At 70.1% G+C, this 18,982-nt stretch carries 22 protein-coding genes and 3 tRNA genes; 7 read left to right on the top strand and 18 right to left on the bottom strand.

Annotated features, from left to right (window positions below; genetic code table 11):
- The first annotated feature begins 169 nt into the window (after positions 1-169).
- The 4 genes from ACQPXG_RS13050 to ACQPXG_RS13035 are packed head-to-tail and all read left to right on the top strand — an operon-like array spanning position 170 to position 3,875.
- Entirely contained in the window at positions 170-2,488 is a 2,319-nt protein-coding gene (locus tag ACQPXG_RS13050) for a sensor histidine kinase (RefSeq protein ID WP_433467925.1), read from the top strand.
- Complete coding sequence (locus ACQPXG_RS13045) at positions 2,485-2,901, top strand: roadblock/LC7 domain-containing protein (protein WP_433467924.1); 417 nt, start codon at positions 2,485-2,487, stop codon at positions 2,899-2,901. Before ACQPXG_RS13050 ends, ACQPXG_RS13045 begins: the two co-directional genes overlap by 4 nt.
- Before the next feature lie 13 nt (positions 2,902-2,914).
- Positions 2,915-3,277, top strand: a complete 363-nt coding sequence (locus ACQPXG_RS13040) for a DUF742 domain-containing protein (protein ID WP_433467923.1) — start codon at positions 2,915-2,917, stop codon at positions 3,275-3,277.
- Complete coding sequence (locus tag ACQPXG_RS13035) at positions 3,258-3,875, top strand: GTP-binding protein (protein WP_433467922.1); 618 nt, start codon at positions 3,258-3,260, stop codon at positions 3,873-3,875. The genes ACQPXG_RS13040 and ACQPXG_RS13035 overlap by 20 nt, the downstream gene beginning before the upstream one ends.
- Before the next feature lie 42 nt (positions 3,876-3,917).
- On the opposite strand, the gene ACQPXG_RS13030 is transcribed toward ACQPXG_RS13035, so the two are convergent.
- From ACQPXG_RS13030 to ACQPXG_RS12965, 14 genes are all read right to left on the bottom strand, one after another.
- On the bottom strand, positions 3,918-4,055 hold the full coding sequence (locus tag ACQPXG_RS13030; RefSeq protein WP_433467921.1) for a hypothetical protein: 138 nt from the start codon (positions 4,053-4,055) through the stop codon (positions 3,918-3,920).
- A gap of 51 nt (positions 4,056-4,106) precedes the next feature.
- Positions 4,107-4,745 carry a phosphatase PAP2 family protein gene (locus ACQPXG_RS13025; RefSeq protein WP_433467920.1) on the bottom strand — a complete coding sequence of 213 codons (639 nt, stop codon included), beginning with the start codon at positions 4,743-4,745 and terminating at the stop codon, positions 4,107-4,109.
- Positions 4,746-4,780: 35 nt separating this feature from the next.
- A complete protein-coding gene (locus ACQPXG_RS13020) occupies positions 4,781-5,815 on the bottom strand; it encodes an NAD(P)-dependent alcohol dehydrogenase (protein WP_433467919.1) in 1,035 nt (344 codons plus the stop codon).
- Positions 5,816-5,919: 104 nt separating this feature from the next.
- A tRNA-Glu gene (locus ACQPXG_RS13015) sits at positions 5,920-5,995 on the bottom strand.
- Positions 5,996-6,214: 219 nt separating this feature from the next.
- Positions 6,215-6,535: a zinc ribbon domain-containing protein gene (locus tag ACQPXG_RS13010; protein ID WP_433469956.1), complete on the bottom strand. Its 321-nt coding sequence runs from the start codon at positions 6,533-6,535 to the stop codon at positions 6,215-6,217.
- Positions 6,536-6,832: 297 nt separating this feature from the next.
- Positions 6,833-6,905: transfer RNA gene (locus ACQPXG_RS13005), tRNA-Glu, on the bottom strand.
- Positions 6,906-6,929: 24 nt separating this feature from the next.
- Positions 6,930-7,001 (bottom strand) — tRNA-Gln (locus ACQPXG_RS13000).
- A gap of 103 nt (positions 7,002-7,104) precedes the next feature.
- On the bottom strand, positions 7,105-7,743 hold the full coding sequence (locus tag ACQPXG_RS12995) for a DUF2461 domain-containing protein (RefSeq protein WP_433467918.1): 639 nt from the start codon (positions 7,741-7,743) through the stop codon (positions 7,105-7,107).
- A gap of 8 nt (positions 7,744-7,751) precedes the next feature.
- Positions 7,752-8,519 (bottom strand): fumarylacetoacetate hydrolase family protein, encoded by a 768-nt coding sequence (locus ACQPXG_RS12990; protein WP_433467917.1) that lies wholly within the window; start codon positions 8,517-8,519, stop codon positions 7,752-7,754.
- A gap of 22 nt (positions 8,520-8,541) precedes the next feature.
- Entirely contained in the window at positions 8,542-10,026 is a 1,485-nt protein-coding gene (locus ACQPXG_RS12985; RefSeq protein WP_433467916.1) for a cellulose binding domain-containing protein, read from the bottom strand.
- A gap of 84 nt (positions 10,027-10,110) precedes the next feature.
- Entirely contained in the window at positions 10,111-10,482 is a 372-nt protein-coding gene (locus ACQPXG_RS12980) for a hypothetical protein (RefSeq protein ID WP_433467915.1), read from the bottom strand.
- A 148-nt stretch (positions 10,483-10,630) separates the two neighbouring features.
- Positions 10,631-11,035, bottom strand: coding sequence for a DUF6292 family protein (locus tag ACQPXG_RS12975; RefSeq protein WP_433467914.1), 405 nt, complete (start codon positions 11,033-11,035; stop codon positions 10,631-10,633).
- A gap of 153 nt (positions 11,036-11,188) precedes the next feature.
- Positions 11,189-11,596, bottom strand: coding sequence for a hypothetical protein (locus tag ACQPXG_RS12970; protein ID WP_433467913.1), 408 nt, complete (start codon positions 11,594-11,596; stop codon positions 11,189-11,191).
- Between the two features lie 46 nt (positions 11,597-11,642).
- Positions 11,643-11,888 carry a hypothetical protein gene (locus ACQPXG_RS12965; protein ID WP_433467912.1) on the bottom strand — a complete coding sequence of 82 codons (246 nt, stop codon included), beginning with the start codon at positions 11,886-11,888 and terminating at the stop codon, positions 11,643-11,645.
- A gap of 250 nt (positions 11,889-12,138) precedes the next feature.
- Here ACQPXG_RS12965 and ACQPXG_RS12960 point away from each other — a divergent pair, with 250 nt between their 5' ends.
- Together ACQPXG_RS12960 and ACQPXG_RS12955 are read left to right on the top strand one after the other, a co-directional pair.
- Positions 12,139-13,026, top strand: a complete 888-nt coding sequence (locus ACQPXG_RS12960; protein ID WP_433467911.1) for a GntR family transcriptional regulator — start codon at positions 12,139-12,141, stop codon at positions 13,024-13,026.
- Positions 13,027-13,160: 134 nt separating this feature from the next.
- Positions 13,161-13,772 carry a GNAT family N-acetyltransferase gene (locus ACQPXG_RS12955; protein ID WP_433467910.1) on the top strand — a complete coding sequence of 204 codons (612 nt, stop codon included), beginning with the start codon at positions 13,161-13,163 and terminating at the stop codon, positions 13,770-13,772.
- A gap of 23 nt (positions 13,773-13,795) precedes the next feature.
- Here ACQPXG_RS12955 and ACQPXG_RS12950 read toward each other — a convergent pair whose 3' ends face one another.
- Positions 13,796-14,086 (bottom strand): hypothetical protein, encoded by a 291-nt coding sequence (locus ACQPXG_RS12950; protein ID WP_433467909.1) that lies wholly within the window; start codon positions 14,084-14,086, stop codon positions 13,796-13,798.
- A gap of 339 nt (positions 14,087-14,425) precedes the next feature.
- Between ACQPXG_RS12950 and ACQPXG_RS12945 the strand changes: the two genes are divergently transcribed.
- A complete protein-coding gene (locus ACQPXG_RS12945) occupies positions 14,426-15,733 on the top strand; it encodes a cyclic nucleotide-binding domain-containing protein (protein WP_433467908.1) in 1,308 nt (435 codons plus the stop codon).
- Here ACQPXG_RS12945 and ACQPXG_RS12940 read toward each other — a convergent pair.
- The 3 genes from ACQPXG_RS12940 to ACQPXG_RS12930 form a co-directional block, all read right to left on the bottom strand.
- Complete coding sequence (locus ACQPXG_RS12940) at positions 15,730-16,008, bottom strand: GNAT family N-acetyltransferase (RefSeq protein ID WP_433467907.1); 279 nt, start codon at positions 16,006-16,008, stop codon at positions 15,730-15,732. The genes ACQPXG_RS12945 and ACQPXG_RS12940 overlap by 4 nt on opposite strands.
- A 37-nt stretch (positions 16,009-16,045) precedes the next feature.
- Positions 16,046-17,623 (bottom strand): citramalate synthase, encoded by a 1,578-nt coding sequence (gene cimA, locus ACQPXG_RS12935; RefSeq protein WP_433467906.1) that lies wholly within the window; start codon positions 17,621-17,623, stop codon positions 16,046-16,048.
- Between the two features lie 237 nt (positions 17,624-17,860).
- Positions 17,861-18,964 (bottom strand): branched-chain amino acid aminotransferase, encoded by a 1,104-nt coding sequence (locus ACQPXG_RS12930; protein ID WP_433467905.1) that lies wholly within the window; start codon positions 18,962-18,964, stop codon positions 17,861-17,863.
- Positions 18,965-18,982: the final 18 nt, after the last annotated feature.

The following is an 18,982-nucleotide window of genomic DNA, read 5'->3' as shown; positions in this document are numbered from 1 at the left end:
GGCTACGGTGTCACGAGACTCAGCCGCCCGGTGCAACACCAAGCCTGGGAGACGACACCATGAACAACGTCATCAGCCGTATCCCCGCCGACCTCGTCCGTTTCGTCAGGTGAGGGGCCCCCGCCGGCGCTCGATTCGGTTCTCGCTTTTCGGCCTGATCATCATCCCGATGATCTCACTGGTCACGTTGTGGGGCTTCGCGGCGCAGAGCACCGCGTCCAAGGCCGTCAACCAGCGCAACCTCGACACCACCAACGAGATCTACGGCAATGCCGCGCAGCCGATGCTGGTCACTCTGGCGCAGGAACGGCAGGAGTCGGTGGTCTGGCTGAGCCGCGACGGCCTCCTGCCGCGCACGTCGATGGACGCCGTCCGCAAGAAGATGGACGGCACGATCGTCCAGATGAACAAGGCCGTGCGCTCCGGCAAGTTCCAGGCCACCCTGAACGACCCGATGAAGCGGCGGCTGTCGACGCTGATGGAGAAACTCAACCGGATCAACGATCTCCGGGGCCAGGTCGACTCCCGCGCCATGACGAGGCTGGCGGCGTTCAACGCCTACAACGACGTCCTCGAAGCCCACTTCCGGTACGTCAACGTGCTCGTGGCCGGCGACGGCCTCCAGCAGGCGTTCCACCTGGCCAACATGTCGCGCGCCACCGAGTTGCTCGGACGCGAGGCGGCGCTGGTGGGCGGCGTGCTCTCCGCCGGGGGCCGGATGACGGCCGCCGAGTACACCGCGGTCACCAAGCTGGTGTTCGAACGGCGGTACCTGGAGACCTCGAGCCTCTCCGAGCTCAAGCGGGCCACCGGCGCTCCCTACCAGCAGGCACTGTCGTCCTCCGCCGTGAAGTCCTTCACCGCGGTGGAGGACGGCATCCTGGCGACCCGTCCCGGAGCCAGGTTGCAGACCAACCCGGCCGCGTGGAAGGCCGCTGCGGCGGCCTCCATCGGAGAGATGGACGGTGCGCTCGGAAAGTCCCGGGTGATACTGGCCGACGACGCCAAGCAGGTCTCCGACGAGACCCTGCTGCGCCTCGCTCTCATCGGCGCCACCGGCCTGTTCGCGATCGTCCTGACGGCGTTCCTCATGCTCCGGTTCGGCCGCCGCATCAGCCGCGACCTGCGCGGCCTGCAGGGCACCGCGCACGCCCTGGCCGAGGAGCGGCTGCCCGACGTGGTGCGGCGGCTGAGCCGCGGAGACAAGGTCGATGTGGCGACGGAGGCCCCGCCGCTGGAGGTCGGTAGGACGGCCGAGGTGTTCAACGTCGCGGCCGCGTTCTCGTCCGTCCAGCGCACCGCCGTCGAGGCCGCCGTCGGCCAGGCCGAGCTGCGCACGGCGGTGAACCAGGTGTTCCAGAACCTGGCCCGGCGCAACCAGTCGCTGCTGCACCGCCAGCTGGCGATGCTGGACACGCTGGAACGCAAGGCCTCCGACCCGGACGCCCTGGCCGACCTGTTCGCCATCGACCACCTCACCACCCGCATGCGGCGGCACGCCGAGGGTCTGATCATCCTGTCCGGCGCCGCGCCCGGTCGCGGCTGGCGCCATCCGGTCGGCGTCCTGGACGTGCTGCGCGGCGCCATCGGCGAGATCGAGGACTACGCCCGTGTCGATGTGGTCAGCACGGCGGAGGAGGGCATCGTCGGCCCGGCCGTCGCCGACGTGATCCATCTGCTGGCCGAGCTGATCGAGAACGCGACCGTCCTGTCGCCGCCGAACACGCCGGTCGAGATCGACGCCGGGCTGGTGGGCCAGGGGTTCGTGGTGGAGATCCAGGACCGCGGCCTGGGCATGGGCCCGGACAAGCTGGCGGCCTTCAATGAGCAGCTCAGCCGCAAGCCGGAGTTCGACCTGACCAACGGCGAGCAACTCGGGCTGTTCGTCGTCGGGACCCTCGCGCACCGGCACGGGATCAAGGTGGCACTGGAACCGAACTCCTACGGCGGAATCAAGACCATCGTGCTCCTGCCGCACTCGATAGTCGTGTCAGCGGACCGGACCCGCGGTGTGGCCGACGCCGACACCGGTTCGGCGGGCGTCCCGGCGAACGCCCCGACCGGTACCGCTCCGGACGGGACCGCGCCGCCGGCCGGCTCCGACCCCCGGAACATCACCGGCCGGGACGAGCAGGAGTATGCGATGGACTCCGTGGGACGGCACCGCGTCGGCATCACCGAGCCCCGCGCCGGCCACGACCCGCTCGGCATGCCACCGCCGCCCGAGCCGCCGCCGGCGAAGACGTCGTCCACGACCGCGGGTACCCACGCGGGGATGCCGCGCCGCGTACGCCGCGCGAACCTGGCCCCGCAGCTGCGCGAAGCCGCACCGCCCGCCCCGGAGGAGACGCAGTCGTCCGGACGGGCGGAACGCTCGCCGGAGCGGGCCCGTTCGGTCATGGCCTCGATGCAGAGCGGGTGGCGGCGCGGGCGTTCCGAGCCGCCGCCGGTCCCGCCCGCCGAACGGAACGACGAGGGTGAGCGATGACGGAACCACCGATCACGGCCGAGGACGTGCGCCGGCTCCTCGACGGCTTGGTCGGCAGCGCGGGGAGGTTGGGCGGTGCGGTCCTCCTTTCCAAAGACGGGCTGGTCGTGGCTTGCTCCTCCGGTCTCGGCCGGGAGGACTCCGAGCATCTGTCCGCGCTGGTGGCAGGCGTGCAGGGACTCGCCCGCGGCGCGTGCCGGCGGTTCGGCGGCGGCGAGCTGATGCAGAGCGTCATCGAGATGGACTCGATGCTGGTGTTCATGGTGCCGTCCGGGGAGCACGCATGCCTCGCCGTGCTGAGCCCCCCGGACGAGGACGCGGGCGCGGTCGTGTACGAGATGACCGAACTCGCCGAGCGGCTCGCCGAGCGACCGCCGGTCATGCCCCGGCTGTCGGGGTCGAGCCTCAGGTGAGGCCGGGTGAGCAATGACCGAATGGCTTGACGGGGACGCGGGACCGGTCGTCCGTCCCTACACGGTCACGCGGGGCAGGACGCGGCTACGCGATGACAGCCTCGACCTGATCTCCGTACTGGAGGCGACCGGTGTGCCGGTTCCGCGGCGGGTGCGGCTTGACCCTGAGCACCGCAGGCTGGTGGCGATCTGCCGGCGGCCGATCACCTTCGCCGACTTGGCGTCCGAGATCAACCTGCCCGTCGGCGTCGTGCGCGTCCTCGTCGACGACCTGCGCGACGAAAACCTGCTCAGGGTGCTGAAACCGACCCCCACCGGCGACACCCCGGACGAGCTCGTACTAAGGAAGCTGCTGAATGGACTACGTGCACTCTGACACCGCCGTCCACGAACCGGGCGCGGCCGCCACCGGAGGCGAGGGTAAGCTGACCGCCGCGAAGATCCTCATCGCCGGCGGGTTCGGGGTCGGCAAGACGACGATGGTGGGCTCGATCAGCGAGATTCGCCCGCTGCGCACCGAGGAGCTCCTCACCGACCGGAGTGTGGGCGTCGACGACACCACAGGTGTCGACAACAAGATCAGCACGACCGTGGCCATGGACTTCGGCCGGATCACGCTCCCGGACGACCTGGTGCTGTACCTGTTCGGGACGCCGGGCCAGCAGCGTTTCTGGTTCATGTGGGACGAACTGGCGCTGGGCGCCATCGGCGCGGTGGTGCTCGCCGACGTGGGCCGCCTCGCCGACTGCTTCGCCGCCGTCGACTACTTCGAGGACCGCCGCACCCCGTTCATGGTCGCGGTCAACTGCTTCGACGGCATCGAGCGCAAGGATCCCGAGGACGTGCGGATCGCGCTGGACCTGGACGAGGACGTGCCGCTGGTGCTGTGCGACGTGCGCAGCCGGGACTCGGCCAAGCGGGTGCTGATCACCATGATCGAGTATGTCCTCACCAAGACCGCGTCCCGGCGCTGAGCGGGTCCGCCGGCACGACCGCGAAGACGTGCCGGGGGTCGCTCAGCGCGGTGTCGGCCGATCGTAGAACTCCCCGTCCCTGACGACCGGATGCCACCACGGATACTTGGCCGGGGACAGGTCCGCCACCCGCTGCAGCCGGTCGGCGTCCCGAACCAGGTGCGCCGTGCCTTCGAGCACCAGGTCGACGTCGTCACCGGGCAGGTAGGTCTCAGCCCCCTCGTGGTCGTATCACGCCGGGCGTCTTCCGTGGAGTCTCAGAGGATCCATGGCGCTCAAGGAGCGGAGCAGAACCAGGCCGAGCGCGACACTGAAGACGCAGTCGGTGAGCCAGTGCTTGTCGGTCAGGGTGAGGGCCACCGCCACCACCATTCCTGCCGTCACCGCGATGTGGTGGCGACGGCGCGGCGGTAAGCGGACCCGGGGGAACGCGACGACGAGCAGTTCCAGCAGGACCCAGACGAGCACGAACGCGTTGAGGGTGTGCCCGGACGGAAAGGCGTCCCCGCGCCTGAACAGCACATCGGTCTCACTGATCGGATAAGTCCTGGGAATCGCCGCCTTCAGCACCACCTGCAGCAGTGACACACCGCCCACGATGACGGCGCTCATGAGGGGAAGGCGCCAGGAACGAGTACGCGCCGCGGCGATGAGCGCCAGCGGAACCATGACCGCCACCAGGACGCCGCGCTGGCCGAGCTTGGTGAACACGTCGACCGCCGTCAGCGACGCGCCCTGGATGTGCCCGTCGCAGAACTCGTGGACGATGTGGTCGAGCCGCCGCAGCGGGCCGTCCGCGAGCACGTCCACCGTGACGAGCACCATGACCGCGACGAGCAGGCCGTTCCAGCGCTTCGCCCCAGACTTCACGTACTGGAGCATTCCCGGCGGCGAGGCCGTTCACGTCACGGCGTGAGGATGGCGCGGCCCCGGACCCGCCCGGCGTCCAGGTCGTCGATCGCGGACTGGAAGTCCTCCAGCGCGTACTTGGCGGTGTGCAGGATGACCGCCCCTCGCGCCGCGAGCGCCATCAGGTCGGACAGGTCGTTGTAGGACCCGACGAGGTCGCCGATGAAGCTGATCTCCGCGGAGATGATGTCGATCGTGGGGACGTCGATGTTCTCGCCGTAGCCGACCACGTGGTAGTCACCGGCCCGCCGCAGCATCCGGACGCCCTCCGCGGTCGCACCGCCCTCGCCGACGAAGTCGACGACGACCTCGGCGCCCTGCCCGCCGGTCAGGTCGAGGACCTTGCCGACGTGCGGGCCGTCCGCGACGATCGCCTGGTCGGCGCCGATCTCCGCAGCGAGCTTCACCGCGTCCGGGTCGCGGTCGACCACGATGAGCTCGGCGGGACTGATCGCCTTCAGCACCTGGACGCCGATGTGCCCGAGCCCGCCGGCGCCGATGACCACGCACCGGTCCCGCGGCGTGAGCCGCCGCGCCGCCTTGGCCGCGGCGTGGTACGCGGTGAGCCCGGCGTCGGCGAAGGCCGCCACGTCCGCCGGCTCCAGCGACTCGTCCAGCTTCACCACGCTCCGCGCGGACGTCTTCAGGTAGTCGGCGTACCCGCCGTCGGTGTCGATGCCGGGGAACGCGCTGTTCTCGCAGTGCACGTCGTCCCCGGACCGGCAGGCCCGGCACAGACCGCACGTGATCAGCGGGTGGACGATCACCTTGTCGCCCTCCGCCACGTTGGTGACCGCGGACCCCACGGCGTGCACCCACCCGGCGTTCTCGTGCCCGATCGTGTACGGGAGTTCGACCTGCGACTTCTCCGCCCACTGCCCTTCAAGGACGTGCAGGTCGGTACGGCACACGCCCGCGCCGCCGATCTTCACCACGACGTCGAACGGCCCTTCGGGCTCCGGGACGGGGGCCTCGGCCATCCGCAGGTTCTCGTGATACCCGACGACCTGCACGGCTCGCATCGCGCTCATGGCGCACCCCATACCCGCGAACGCCACGCCCGACCGTGCCCCGAGACGAAGGGGCTCCATGAAACAAGAAACCGCAGATCACCGGGATGGTGGTCTGCGGTTGCTGGTACCCCCGAGCGGATTCGAACCGCCGTTACCGCCTTGAGAGGGCGGCGTCCTAGGCCACTAGACGACGGGGGCCGGACCATGAACCCTCACGGTCTCCCGCTCGGGCCTCGCCCAGCCTACCGGACCCCCGCCCCCACCTCGACCCGATTTCGACCGACTCCGCCCCCCGCAGCCCATGTCACCCCTCTCGGCCGTGAACGGCCGAGCTTGGTAGCGGCGCGGCTGGCAGCCGTTCCGGGGGGACGCCTCACCCCGCCCTTTGCGCCCGGCCCGGTCGGACCCGTCCTGGCGCTAAGCCGGCGAGCCCGCACACGACGCAGCGACCCCGTCCCGGGCGGGCTGGTTGCGACGGGAGACATGCCCGCACCACGGCACGGGACATCGGAAGGTGTGGTTCGGATCCACTTTCAGGAACGACACCCCGGCCCGACGTGCCTTGTATTCCAGGAAGGTACCGAGTTGATGGAACGACCAAGCACAGGAATTGCCCCCAAAAAAGTGCGGGCGCACCCCAAACCGGCCGAGGCCGAACAGCGAGAGTTCCAGAGGGTCTCCCCCTGAAGCGACATTTGCGGACCCACCAAACCGAACGAAGCGCGATGAGCACGGCATCCCGCCACAGCCGGATTTCCAGCGGGTCGCCGCTCTCATGAGCGACGCTGCGGCCTTGCCGAAAACAAGTGATCCCCGATGAGCTTGGCGCCCGCCACAGCGAGGAATTCCAGGAGCGAGGCCCCCAGCGAAACACTACGAGCCTCGGCGAGGATGTCCGAAGGGCATCGAGCAGACAGCCCCGCCACGTGAGGGCGAAGCCCGAACAGCCGGGGGTTCCAGGGGGTCGCCCCCTGGGAGACACTGCGGGCACCGGCGAAATCGAGCGAAGCTCGATGAGCAGGTGGGCCCGCCACGTACCCCCGAGCGGATTCGAACCGCCGTTACCGCCTTGAGAGGGCGGCGTCCTAGGCCACTAGACGACGGGGGCGTGTGTCCGCCTGGGCGGACGCAGCTGGGGTACCAGGACTCGAACCTAGACTAAGTGAACCAGAATCACTCGTGCTGCCGATTACACCATACCCCAGTGAGGTACGGGCTCCCGAACCGTTTCCGGCCGGTCGCTCGCGCCTCGATGAGAATACAGGACCTTGGGACCTTGGCCAAAACGATTGGCCTGGCCCGACGTGTCACCGCGTGAAGTCGGGCGGCCCGATGTGCTCGCGGCCCCAGTCGACGAGCGGGCGGAGGCGCCGCCATGAGGATCGCACGCGCGTGAGGACCTCTTCCCGGTCGGCCATCCAGGGGTCGGCGGGCCAGCCCGAGTGGGCGTACAGGGAGCGGTGCCTCAGGAGGTCCAGCCGCGGATGGTCCGGGGAGGTCCCGCGTGGGCGGGTCTTGAGCCGGTCCCCCGCGATCTCCATGTCGGCCTTGCGCAGTTCGTCCACGATGCGCTGGAGTTCACCGCCGTACGTCTCCGAGCCGACGGCGTCCCGGTATCGGCGGAGCTGCTCAGGGGTCGGGGCGTACATGCCGCCCGCGACCATGAGGCCGTCCGCGTCGACCTGGAGGTAGAAGCCTTCGCTGGTGTGCCCGCCCTGGTGCGTCTTGTACGGGGTCTTGTCCTTGCTGAACCGCACGTCCCGGTAGGGGCGGAAGAGCTTGACCGCGCCGAACTCCTCCTCAAGCTCGGCGCACAGTTCCGTCAGAGGTTCGCGCACATGGCGTTCATAGGTGTCCTTATGGGACGTCCAGTAGGGCTTGCTGTTGTCGCTCTGCAAGCCTTCGTAGAACGAGAACGCCTGGTCGGTGAATCCGGTGAACACCATGGCCCTCCTCAGTCGCGGGCGATGACCCGGTTCGTGAGGCTGCCGATGTTCTCGATCGTGACGGTCACCTCGTCCCCGATATCCAGCGGGCCGACGCCGGCGGGGGTTCCGGTAAGGATGACGTCGCCGGGCAGCAGCGTCATGACCTGGCTGACGTACTCGACCAGGTTGGGAATGTCGTGCAGGAGAAGGGACGTGCGGGCCTCCTGCCGCACCTCGCCGTTCACGGTCGTGGAGATCGCCAGGTCCGCCGGGTCGATCTCGGTCTCGATCCACGGCCCGATCGGGCAGAACGTGTCGAAGCCCTTGGCCCGCGTCCACTGCCCGTCCTTCTTCTGAAGGTCGCGGGCCGTGACGTCGTTGGCGCAGGTGTAGCCGAGGATGACCTCGGCGGCGCGGGACGCCGGCACCTCGCGGCACATCCGGCCGATGACGACGGCCAGCTCGCCCTCGTGGTCGACCCGCTCCGACAGTTTCTGCGGGTAGGCGATCGCCTCCCCCGGGCCGATCACGGCGGTGGACGGCTTGGAGAACAGCACCGGCTCGGCGGGCGGCTCGTCCCCGCCCATCTCGCGGACGTGGTCGGCGTAGTTCTTCCCGATCGCGATGATCTTGCTGGGCAGGATCGGCGCGAGCAGGCGGACGTCGGCGAGCGGGAGGCGCTGCCCGGTGAACGTCAGCTCACCGAAGGGATGGGCCGCGATGACGGCGACGGTGTTCTCCTCCACCACACCGAAGGACATGCCGTCGTCGGTGGAGAACCTGGCGATACGCATGTCCGAGAGCCTAGTAGACCGCTCAGAAGCCGCACGCCTTGCCGTTGAGCCAGCAGCCCTGCGGGGTGGACGCGGGCCCGGCCGCACCGAACTGGACGTCCCACGTGCCGCCCGGCGGGATCGCCGGGACGCCGGACAGGTTCCGGAGCTCGACCGTCGAGCCGCCGCGCACGAGCTGCGCGCCCCAGACGTTCTTCACGTTCGCCCGCGCGACGCGGAACGCCAGCGACCACGTCGACATGGGCTGCTGGGTGTGGTTGGTGATGACCATCTTGCCCTCGAAGTACCCCTCGTCCTGCTGGACGAGCTGGTACGTGATGCCGTTGCCCGCCACCACGGGGCCGATCGGGGCGGTGGTCGCCGGAGGCGGTGAAACGGGCGGCTGCCCGCCGGGCTGCTGGCCTCCGGGCTGCTGGCCTCCGGGCGGCTGCGCCGACGGACCGCCGGACGACGGAGGCGTCGCGGGCGACCCGCCGGGCGAGGGCGCGCCGGTCGTCGCCGGGCCGGCGCCGGCCCCCGGTGTCGCCGGGGCACTCGCCGTCGGGGACGTCTTCGCTCCCGCCTGGCCCTTCGTCTCGGAGCCCCGGCCGAGCAGCACCACGACGGCTGCGAGAACCAGGACCACGACGACGGCGATCGGCGCGATCACGATCAGCGGGCGCTTGGAGCGGGACGGCGACGGACTGCCGAGCATCCCGCCGGACGGCGATACCGCGGACTGCGGCACCGCCGGGGCGGTCGCCCCGTGGTGCACCGGCTCCATCGCCCCTTGGCCGAGAGGCGGAATGCCCTGCATGGCATAGGCGAACGCAGGATTGCCCGCCTCGCCCGGATTCGTCGCCTCGCCTTCGGAGGCGAACTGCTCCGTCCACGGCGCCTCGACAGGCGCGGGCCGCTCGGCGGGAGGCGCCTGGGGCGGCTGCCCGGCCACGAACACCTGGTCGGGCACGGGCCTCCGCTGGGGAGCGGGCGGCTGCTCGGGGACGGGAGCCTGCGGGTGCTGCGGCGCCGGCATCGCGCCGTGCCCGAACGCCACGGCCTCATGCGGCGGGACGGGCGGAGCCGGAGCGGCAGGCCGTTCCATGGGGGTGTCGGTGACGGTGGCCGGCGGCTCGACCACGGTGACGGACGCCTCGTCCTCCGCGGCACCGGGGGGATTGTCCTGGAACGTTACATCCGGATCATCCTGGAAGATCTCGTCCGGGTCGTCGACCGGCCCGTCCTGGAACGTCATCTCCGGGTCGTCTTCGGCGTCGTCCTCCGAGTAGTCCTCGGGGCTGCCGGAAGGGAGGCCCTGGAAGGGCGTGTCGTGCGCCCGCGGGACGTCCTGGACCGTCGCGTCCGCGTCGAAGAGATCGTCCATCGGGTCGTCGACGACGGCCGGATCGGCTTCCGCCACCTCGTCCGAGCCGGGGAGCCCCCCAGGCGCCGCGGCCTTGCCGCGGGCGCTGAACTCAGTGGTCGTCTTGTGGTCCGGGGGTACGTACCCGGGCTCCTCGCCGCTCACCACGTCCACCTTCCACTGTCGCCGATCTCATGGACTCCGACGACCGGCGGGGCGGATCGGTTCACCCGCTCGCACGCAAACGCGTCAGCCCGCCGGAGCCGGTTCGAGTCCGCGGCGTGCGGCCTGCCGCAGCTGCCGGTTGAGCATATCGGTGATCAGCTCGATGGCGTCCGGCGTGGTGGCGTCCTGCGCACCGCTGAGCCAGCGGGTGGCCTCGGCCAGCAGATCCTCGGCCGAGTCGGCGGCCGCTCCGGCGTCGGCCAGGCGCCCCAGCACGGCGCCGAGGCGCAGCGCGGCGTCGGCGCGTCCGGACTCGGCGGCCCGCCGGTACCAGTCGGCGGCCTGCTCCAGATCGTCCTCGCGCTCGTACAGCTCGCCGAGGCCGAAGGCGACGTCCGCCCAGGTCCCGTCCGTAGGACGCCCGAGATCCTCGGGACTCCAGGGGCGGACAGGCATACGATCACTCCGGCGGGTCGGTTAACTGGGACACGGCACGCCGGAACCTCACACGTGCCGTGTAGATCCTCATAGTGGACGCTTCGTCAGTAATCCGCCACCGATTTCGCCACGTTTGGCGAACTTTCTCCGTTACCGTGCCGGCGGGTCACCCCAGGCGATGGCGGGCGAGTTCGTCCTCGAACCCATCGTGGCCTGCGGTGAAGGACCGCAGGGACACAGGGGCACCCGCACCGCCGCGCTCCAGCAGGATCGGAACGGCGTCCGGATCGGGCAGGACGCCGCCTTCGAGCCGGACGGGGTCACGCAGCACGGTACGGACGCCGGGCTCTCCGGAGACGAACTCCCCGAGCACGAATCCCTCGGACTCGTTCCACACGAGGGCCTGGAGCCCGAGGACGAAGGTGGCGTCCCGAGGATGGGACGGGTCGAGCCAGACTGTCGAGAGCGGCACCCCGCGCGCCTGCAGCGCCTCGCCGACGCGGGTGATGTATCCGCGGGTGACGTCGACGAAGGGGTCCGGGTGAGGCAGGGGTCGCTTGTGGCCGATCACTGGTCATCCCTCTCTTCGGTCACTACGAAGTATGAGGGAAAAGATCTGTTATGTCCCGTTCCCCGGCGAAAGAATTTGGCTGAAGGCAGGCCAAACTCCCCCCTTGGCCACATACCTCCCTTCAGTCCCAGGTCATTTCCGTCGTGCGGACGCTCAAGGCGCGGCGCCCGCGAAGCTGGTGCGGCGGGCCGGCCGGAACCGGTGGCGCGGAAGCGAAGCCGTCGCGGGGAGGCGGGGCACAAGGCGGGGCACGATCACCACGGCGCAGGCGCCCGCGGAGCAGACCGCGGTCAGCCGCGCCGGCGCACTCGCCCGGCGTCCCAGCTCGGCCGTGATCACCAGGACCGCGATCCCGGTGACCACGGCCTCGGCGGTCCCCGGCCAGGGCCCGCGCGGCGCGCGGGGGCCGGGAACCGGAGTGAGCATCAGGAGCGGGAGGGCCCGCTCGGTCGGCTCCTCCCAGGGGAGCGTCTCCTCCCAGGAGGCCCACTGGTCGGCCCGGCCATCTCTCGGCCCCAGGGCCGGCGCGCTCGGCACCGCGTCCATCCGGCTGTCTTCCACGTCGAACTCTCCTTAGGTCAGCGGCCCGCCCCGCGGCGACCGGAGGTCATGTGCCCGGCCCGACCGGCTCGACCGGGCGAACCTGCCGGACGTACCCGGCCGGCGGCGTCCGGTCGGCCGGAACCGCCACGTTGACCAGCCGGCCCCGGCGGCCGACCGCCGGCGTCGGAGTCGTCATCTGGCTGCGGAACTTCAGGTCCTTCGTGCGGTAACCCACGAAGGCGACATAGAGCGACAGGGTCAGGAACAGTGCCGCGGGACCGAGGACCCACAGGGCGACCATCGCGGTCATGTTGAACCCTCCTCCGAGTGGTTCGCGGTATCCCTTACATCCAGGACTTCCGACTGCTAGTGTTGTCCGAGTTTTCAGCTGGTTGACTTGTACCAACAAGTCTTTCACTCAAGGTGTTACCCTTTTTAGAGATTGCAAACACGTTGGGCGGGAAGTACTTGTTCAGACGTGGAGTCCGGTTCAGTGCACGTTGCTCGCTCCCGGCGGCCGCACCGTCGCCCGCGGATCGAGTTGGAAGGGAGCGGATCAGATGGCTCGGACGACGCCTCTCCGTTGGCGCGACATAGCCGATGACCTGCTCCGCCGTATCGAGTCGGGCGACCTCGCCTCCGGTGACGGGACGGCCGGCCGGCGGCGCCTGCCCGCCGAGAAGGATCTGGAAGCGCACTACAAGGCGTCGCGCAACACCGTCCGGGACGCGCTGTCCTGGCTGCAGCAGCAGGGATACGTCGTCTCCCAGCAGGGCAAGGGGACGTTCGTCGTCGGGCGGCCCAACATCGTCCACGTGACGCTGTCCGCGGTGGCGCTGGGCCTCGCACCCGGCAGGGGGTCGGGCGAGTGGTACAACCGGGACGCCTTCATCCCCGCGCACCGCGACGTGTCGGTGTCGCAGGTCAAGGTCGAGATCCAGGAGGGCACCAAGGTCATCGCCCGGTACCTGCAGTCCGATCCGGGCGCCGAGCTCATCTCCCGGCACCAGGAGATCTTCATGGACGGACGGCCCTGGGCCATGCAGACCTCCTTCTACCCGCTCGACTTCGCGACCGGCGGCGCGTCCCGCCTGCTGTCCCCGCGCGACATCCCCGAGGGCGCCGTCGCCTACCTGGGCGAGACGCTCGGGTACAGCGAGGTCGGCTTCCACGACGAGATCAAGGTGCGCGTCCCGGACGAGAACGAGAAGCGGTTCTTCAGCCTGGGCGAATCCGCGGCCGACGTCGTCTTCGAGACGGTCCGGACGGCCTACTCCCCCGACGGCAAGGCGTTCCGGCTCACCGTGACGGTCTGGCCCGCCGACCGCACACGGCTGCACTACAACGACGGGCAGGTCCCCGACGACGTACTCAGGGCGCCGGGTCTGGCGCAGCCTGAGGACGCTCCGCGCGAACCCCCACCGGCCGACGGCGCCGGAAGCGGATAGATCGCCACCGTCCGACCACGTCGGCGGTCTCACACCTATCCACACGCCCCCCTTTCCCGACCGAATGGGAGCCCGAGGCTCTCCCATGACCGGCCGGGAGGCGGGGGCTCGATTCTTTCCGGAGTCAGGAGCACGTGGACACAGACACCAGGGCCCGCCGGCGCAGCCGGGCCCGCACCGACTTCCACATCCGCACCGCCGGGCCGGACGACCTCGACATCGTCCTCGGCCTCATCGACCAGGCGGCCGAGTGGCTGCGGACCGAGAAGAACACGACCCAGTGGGCCCGCCCGTGGCCGAGTCCCGACGACCGCACGAAACGCGTCTACGAAGCGCTCCTCGATGGAGAGACCTGGCTGCTCTTCGACAGGGAGCGCCCGATCGGCACCGTCTCCATCAAACTCATCGGCCACGAGGAGCTCTGGACGCCGGAGGAACGCCGCACCGAGGCCGTCTACCTCCACCGCCTGGTCATCGACCGCGAGTACGCGGGCGACGGCCTGGGAGCCGAACTGATCGACTGGGCGGCCCTCAAGGGCGCGTCCCAGCAGCGGAACACGGAACTGATCAGGATCGACGTCTGGACCGACAACGCCGACCTCCACGCCTACTACCGCCGCCAGGGCTTCCAGGACGTCGCGGTTCGCCAGACCAGCGACAACACTCCTTCAGGCGCCCTCTTCCAGAAGCCCGTCCCGCCTGCCGCTCCGTTCCGCCGCATTACCGAACACACGCGACGCCGCTGACAGGCGGCAGATGCGCCGGGCCGTCAGACGAAGCGGACGAGCATCAGGTCGCTGTCGGGGGTTTCGCGCCAGTAGAGGCTGCCGGGGTTGCGGGACATGCCCTCGATCTCGTTGGCGATGATCAGGGCGCGGTTGATGCAGTCCGTCTTGTTGTAGCCGGTCTGCTCCTGGAGGCGCTGGAGGGCCTGGACGGCCTTGCCGGTCAGGTTGACGGTGACGCGCTCGCTCTGCGGAACCGCCTCCGCGCGGTGGCCGGGATCGTCGGCGTCCATGTCCGCACCCGACGTGCCGGAGGCTGCTCGGAAGTTCGTCATGAGCGCTTTCTCCAATCCGGGGCGCGGAGCCCGGCCCACCGTGCGTTCGGCGCCAGGGGCCGGGTGCCTCCGGTCAGGCGATCGTGCAGCGAACCCATGCCCCCACGTCCAGGGTGTGGATGAGAGGCTTCCCCGGCCGGCTGCCGGGAAACCTCCGCAATCTCAGCATCGCATGATTCTTGCCATCAGGCCACCTAATCGTCACCGCATTTTATACAGCTTTCGTATGGCGTTCATATGCACATGATCCTAGTCTGGGTGCCGGGAGACGTGGGGACAGGGTCAACGCCGAGGAGACGGCGCACGGTCGCCGGACCTTCCCGGGGGAAGGAAGACTCCGTGAGCACGAACCGCTGGGTGGCGCGGCTGCGGAGGCGGACGGCCTCGCACGCCGGAGCCGGCCTGCTGAACGCGAAGGTCACGACTCCCGTGACGCTCCTGACCGTGACGCTCGGATACGCGCTGGGCGGCTCGGTGAGCGCCGCGATCACCGGGTTCCTGACGTTCCTGTCCTGCCTCGCCGTGAGCGTGGCGAACGCCCTCGTCCAGTACCTCAGGGCCGGCACGCTGCAGGAGACCTCCGGTCCCCCGCAGGCGTCCTCCGTCCTGCCCGCCGTGGCACCCGCCACCGATGTGGCCGTGGACGGTGACGACACGTTCTGGAACGCGCTGACCTCCGCCGAGCGGCACGCCCTCATAGCGCGGGCCCGCGGGCACCGCTACCGCAGGGAGGACGTGCTGTGCCATGAGGGCGGGGCGGCCGGGGAGGTCATCGTGATCCTGTCCGGCTGGACGCGGGTCTGGGTGCAGGAGGGCGCCGAGCAGCGGATCGTCGCGTTCCGGGGCGCCGGTGAGCTGGTCGGCGAGCGGGCGGCGCTGATGGTCCGGGACCGGTCCGCCACGGTGACGGCGGAGAGCGACGTCCAAGCGCTGCGGATCGAAGCCCATGACTTCGGCGCGTTCCTCGACGGGAATCCGCGGGTGCGGGCCATCCTCGAACGGCAGGTCTACCGGCGGCAGATCGAGCGGCGCGACCCGGGAGAGCTGTTCCAGGGGGCGCAGGGGAACTGCTCCATCCTCATCACCGACATCACGGGTTTCAGTTCCCCGGTGCGCACCGACGCCGACCGCGACTTCGTCCGCGACGCCATGTACGACCTGATGGGCGAGGCGTTCACCGCGTCCGGCCTCGACCTGTCCCGCCTCTACCAGGAGGACCGCGGGGACGGGGCGCTCGTCATCGTCCCGCCGACCACGCCCACCGAGGCGGTCGTCGACCCGATGCTCGCGCACCTGGCGGCGGAACTGCGCCGGCACAACCGGCGCGCCGCCGAGGCCACCCGGCTGCAGCTGCGGGCCGCGCTGCACGTCGGCCCCGTGCAGCGCGGCCCGAAGGGCGTGTCCGGCATCTCCATCATCACGACGCGCCGGATGGTGGACGCGCCCGCGGTGAAGCGGCGGGTCGCCGAGACGGGCGCGGACCTGGCCTTCGTCGCGTCCGGCTTCGTCTTCGACACGGTGATCACGCCCGCGCCGGGCCTGGTCGACCCCGGCCGCTACTCGCGGGTCCGGGTGCGGGTGAAGGAGACGTCGCTGTCGGCGTGGCTGATGCTGGAGGGCGGCAAGTCCCGGCTCCAGGCCGTCTAGCGGACGAGGTCCTGGTAGTCGGGGTGCTTGTCGATCCACTTCTTGATGAACGGGCACCGCGGGACGACCGAGAGCCCCCTGCCGCGGACGTCGTCCAGCGCGCCCCGGGCCAGCGAACCGCCCACGCCCTTGCCCTCGAACGCGGGGTCGACCTCGGTGTGGGTGAAGGTGACGGCGCATTCGCCCAGCTTGTACTGGGCGAACCCGGCGAGGTCCCCGTCCAGCCTGATCTCGTAGCGGCTCTTCCCGGCGTTGTCGGTGATCTCGGTGCTCATGCCCCGATAATGCCCACGCGGCCGAGGAGATTCCCGATCAGCTCGCCTCGTACCCGGCGCGCAGCAGGCAGTAGGTGACGGCTTCCTCCAGGGCCTGCCAGGACGCGGCGATGACGTTGTCCTCGACGCCGACCGTCCCCCACTCGCGCTCGCCGTCGCTGGACTCGACCAGCACCCGGGTCCGCGCGTCGGTGCCGTGCGCGCCCTCCAGGATGCGGACCTTGTAGTCGACCAGTTCCAGTCGCGCCAGCTCCGGGTAGAGGCGGCCGAGCGCGATGCGCAGCGCGTTGTCGAGGGCGTTGACGGGGCCGTTGCCCTCGCCCGTCGCGATGATCCGCTCGCCCTTGGCGTGCAGCTTGACCGTGGCCTCGCTGACCATGGACCCGTCGGGGCGGCGCTCCACGATCGAGCGCCACGACTCGACCTCGAAGTGCCGCTGCCGGACGCCGGTCAGCTCCTCGCGCAGCAGCAGCTCGAACGAGGCGTCCGCGGCCTCGAAGGTGTAGCCGGTGGACTCCAGCTCCTTGACCTTGCCGACGACGGCCTTGGCCTTCTCGCCGGACAGGTCGTAGCCCAGCTCGCGGCCCTTCAGCTCGACGGACGCGCGCCCCGCCATGCTGGACACGAGCATCCGCATGTCGTTGCCGACGGCGGCCGGGTCGATGTGCTGGTACAGGTCCGGGTCGACCTTGACGGCGGACGCGTGCAGCCCCGCCTTGTGCGCGAACGCGGACACGCCCACGTACGGCTGCTGCGAGCTCGGCGCGACGTTGGTGACCTCGGAGACGGCGTGCGCGATCCGGGTCATCTCGGCGAGCTGCGTGTCCGACACGAGGTTCATCCCGCGCTTGAGCTGCAGGTTCCCGACGACGGTGAACAGGTTGGCGTTGCCGCTGCGCTCGCCGTAGCCGTTCGCGCAGCCCTGGACATGGGTGGCGCCCGCCTTCACGGCGGCCAGTGTGTTCGCGACCGCGCAGCCGGAGTCGTCGTGGCAGTGGATGCCGACCCGCACCCCGTACCCGACGACCTCGTGGACGACCTCGGCCAGCTCGTCCGGGAGCATGCCGCCGTTGGTGTCGCAGAGCGCGACGACGTCCGCGCCCGCCTCCGCGGCGGTCCGGACCGCCTCCAGCGCGTAGGCGCGGTTGGCCTTGTAGCCGTCGAAGAAGTGCTCGGCGTCCAGGAAGACTCGTTGGCCCTCCGCACGCAGGTGGGAGACCGTGTCGCGGATCATCGCGAGGTTCTCCTCCAGGCTGGTGCGGAGGGCCAGGTCGACGTGCCTGTCGTGACTCTTGGCGACAAGGGTCACGACGGACGCGCCGGATTCGCGCAGGGCGGCCACCTGGGGGTCGTCGGCGGCCTTCACTCCGGCCCGGCGGGTCGCGCCGAACGCGGTGAGCTGCGCGTGCCTCAGGTCGAGCTCCGTTCGGGCCCGCCTGAAGAACTCGGTGTCCTTGGGGTTGGCGCCCGGCCAGCCGCCCTCGATGAAGCCGATGCCCAGGTCGTCCAGATGCCGGGCGACGGCCAGCTTGTCGGGCACGGAGAGGTTCAGCCCCTCCTGCTGCGAGCCGTCGCGCAGAGTGGTGTCGTAGACGTGGAATGCGTCGTCTTGCATGTGAGGAACCCCCAGAGGGATCAAACGCCAGGGCACAAAAAAGACCCCTCACGGACGTGAGAGGTCTGCGCGCCGGCGGTGTCCTGTCAGCTGCCGGCGCGCCAGCCGATAATCACGAGGCTGTGGCGCATGATGGTCACAGTCTGCCACACGGTTCGCGAACGTTGGACATCCTTCTCGGATGCTGAGACGACCCGGCCCCGGCGTGCGCACCGCCGGGGCCCGCGAACGTCCAGGTCAGACGATCTGGTGGACCCAGCCGTACGGGTCGGGACGGGTGCCGTACTGGATGCCGACCAGCTCCTGGCGGAGCCGCATCGAGACCTCGCCGGGCTCGCCGTCCCCGATCGTCCACTCGCGGTCCCGGCCCTTGACCCGGCCGACCGGGCTGATGATCGCGGCGGTGCCGCAGCCGAACACCTCGGTGAGCTCGCCGGACCGGCAGCCGGCCTCCCACTCGTCGATGCTGATCTTGCCCTCCTCGGTGGGGACGCCGAGGTCGGGGGCCAGCTTGAGCATGGAGTCGCGGGTGACGCCGGCGAGCAGGGTGCCGGTGAGCGCGGGGGTGAGGAGCCGGGCCCGCGAGCCGGAGCCGTAGACGAACATGAGGTTCATCGAGCCGACCTCCTCGACCCAGCGGTGCTCCACCGCGTCGAGCCAGACGACCTGGTCGCAGCCCTGCGCGACGGCCTCGGCCTGGCCGGCGAAGGACGCGGCGTAGTTGCCGCCGAACTTGGCCTCGCCCGTGCCGCCGGGCGCGGCGCGGGTGTAGTCCTGCGACAGCCACACGGAGACGGGCTTGATGCCGCGCGGGTAGTACAGGCCGGAGGGGGACGCGATGACCATGAACATGAACTCGTTCGCCGGGCTGTTGACGCCGAGCGCGCGGGTCGTGGCGAACATGAAGGGCCGCAGGTAGAGGCTGTGCCCCTCGGTGTCGGGGACCCAGTCCTTGTCGGTGCGGACGAGCAGTTCGACCGCGTCCACGAACAGCTGCTCGGGGATCTCCGGCATCGCCATCCGCCGGGCCGACCGGTTCATCCGGGCCGCGTTCATGTACGGCCTGAAGGTGACGATCGAGCCGTCCGGCTGCTTGTACGCCTTGAGGCCCTCGAAGAGCTCCTGTGCGTAGTGGAACACCTGGGAGGCCGGGTCCATCGGGATCGGCCCGTACGGTTCGAGCTTCGCGTCGTGCCAGCCGCGTTCCGCCGAGTACCTGATCGTGACCATGTGATCGGTGAAGTGCCGGCCGAAGCCGGGATCGGCCAGGATCGCCGCGCGTTCGGCGGCGGTCGCGGGCCGCTCGGTACGCGTGACCTCGAAGTCCAGGGTGTCGCTCATCGCGGTTCGTCCTCTCGC

The sequence above is a fragment of the Spirillospora sp. CA-128828 genome (genome assembly GCF_050945415.1).
Taxonomy (GTDB): Bacteria; Actinomycetota; Actinomycetes; order Streptosporangiales; family Streptosporangiaceae; genus Spirillospora.
The sequence above is the reverse complement of the archived record's forward strand: the minus strand, read 5'-3'. Positions and strand labels throughout refer to the sequence as shown.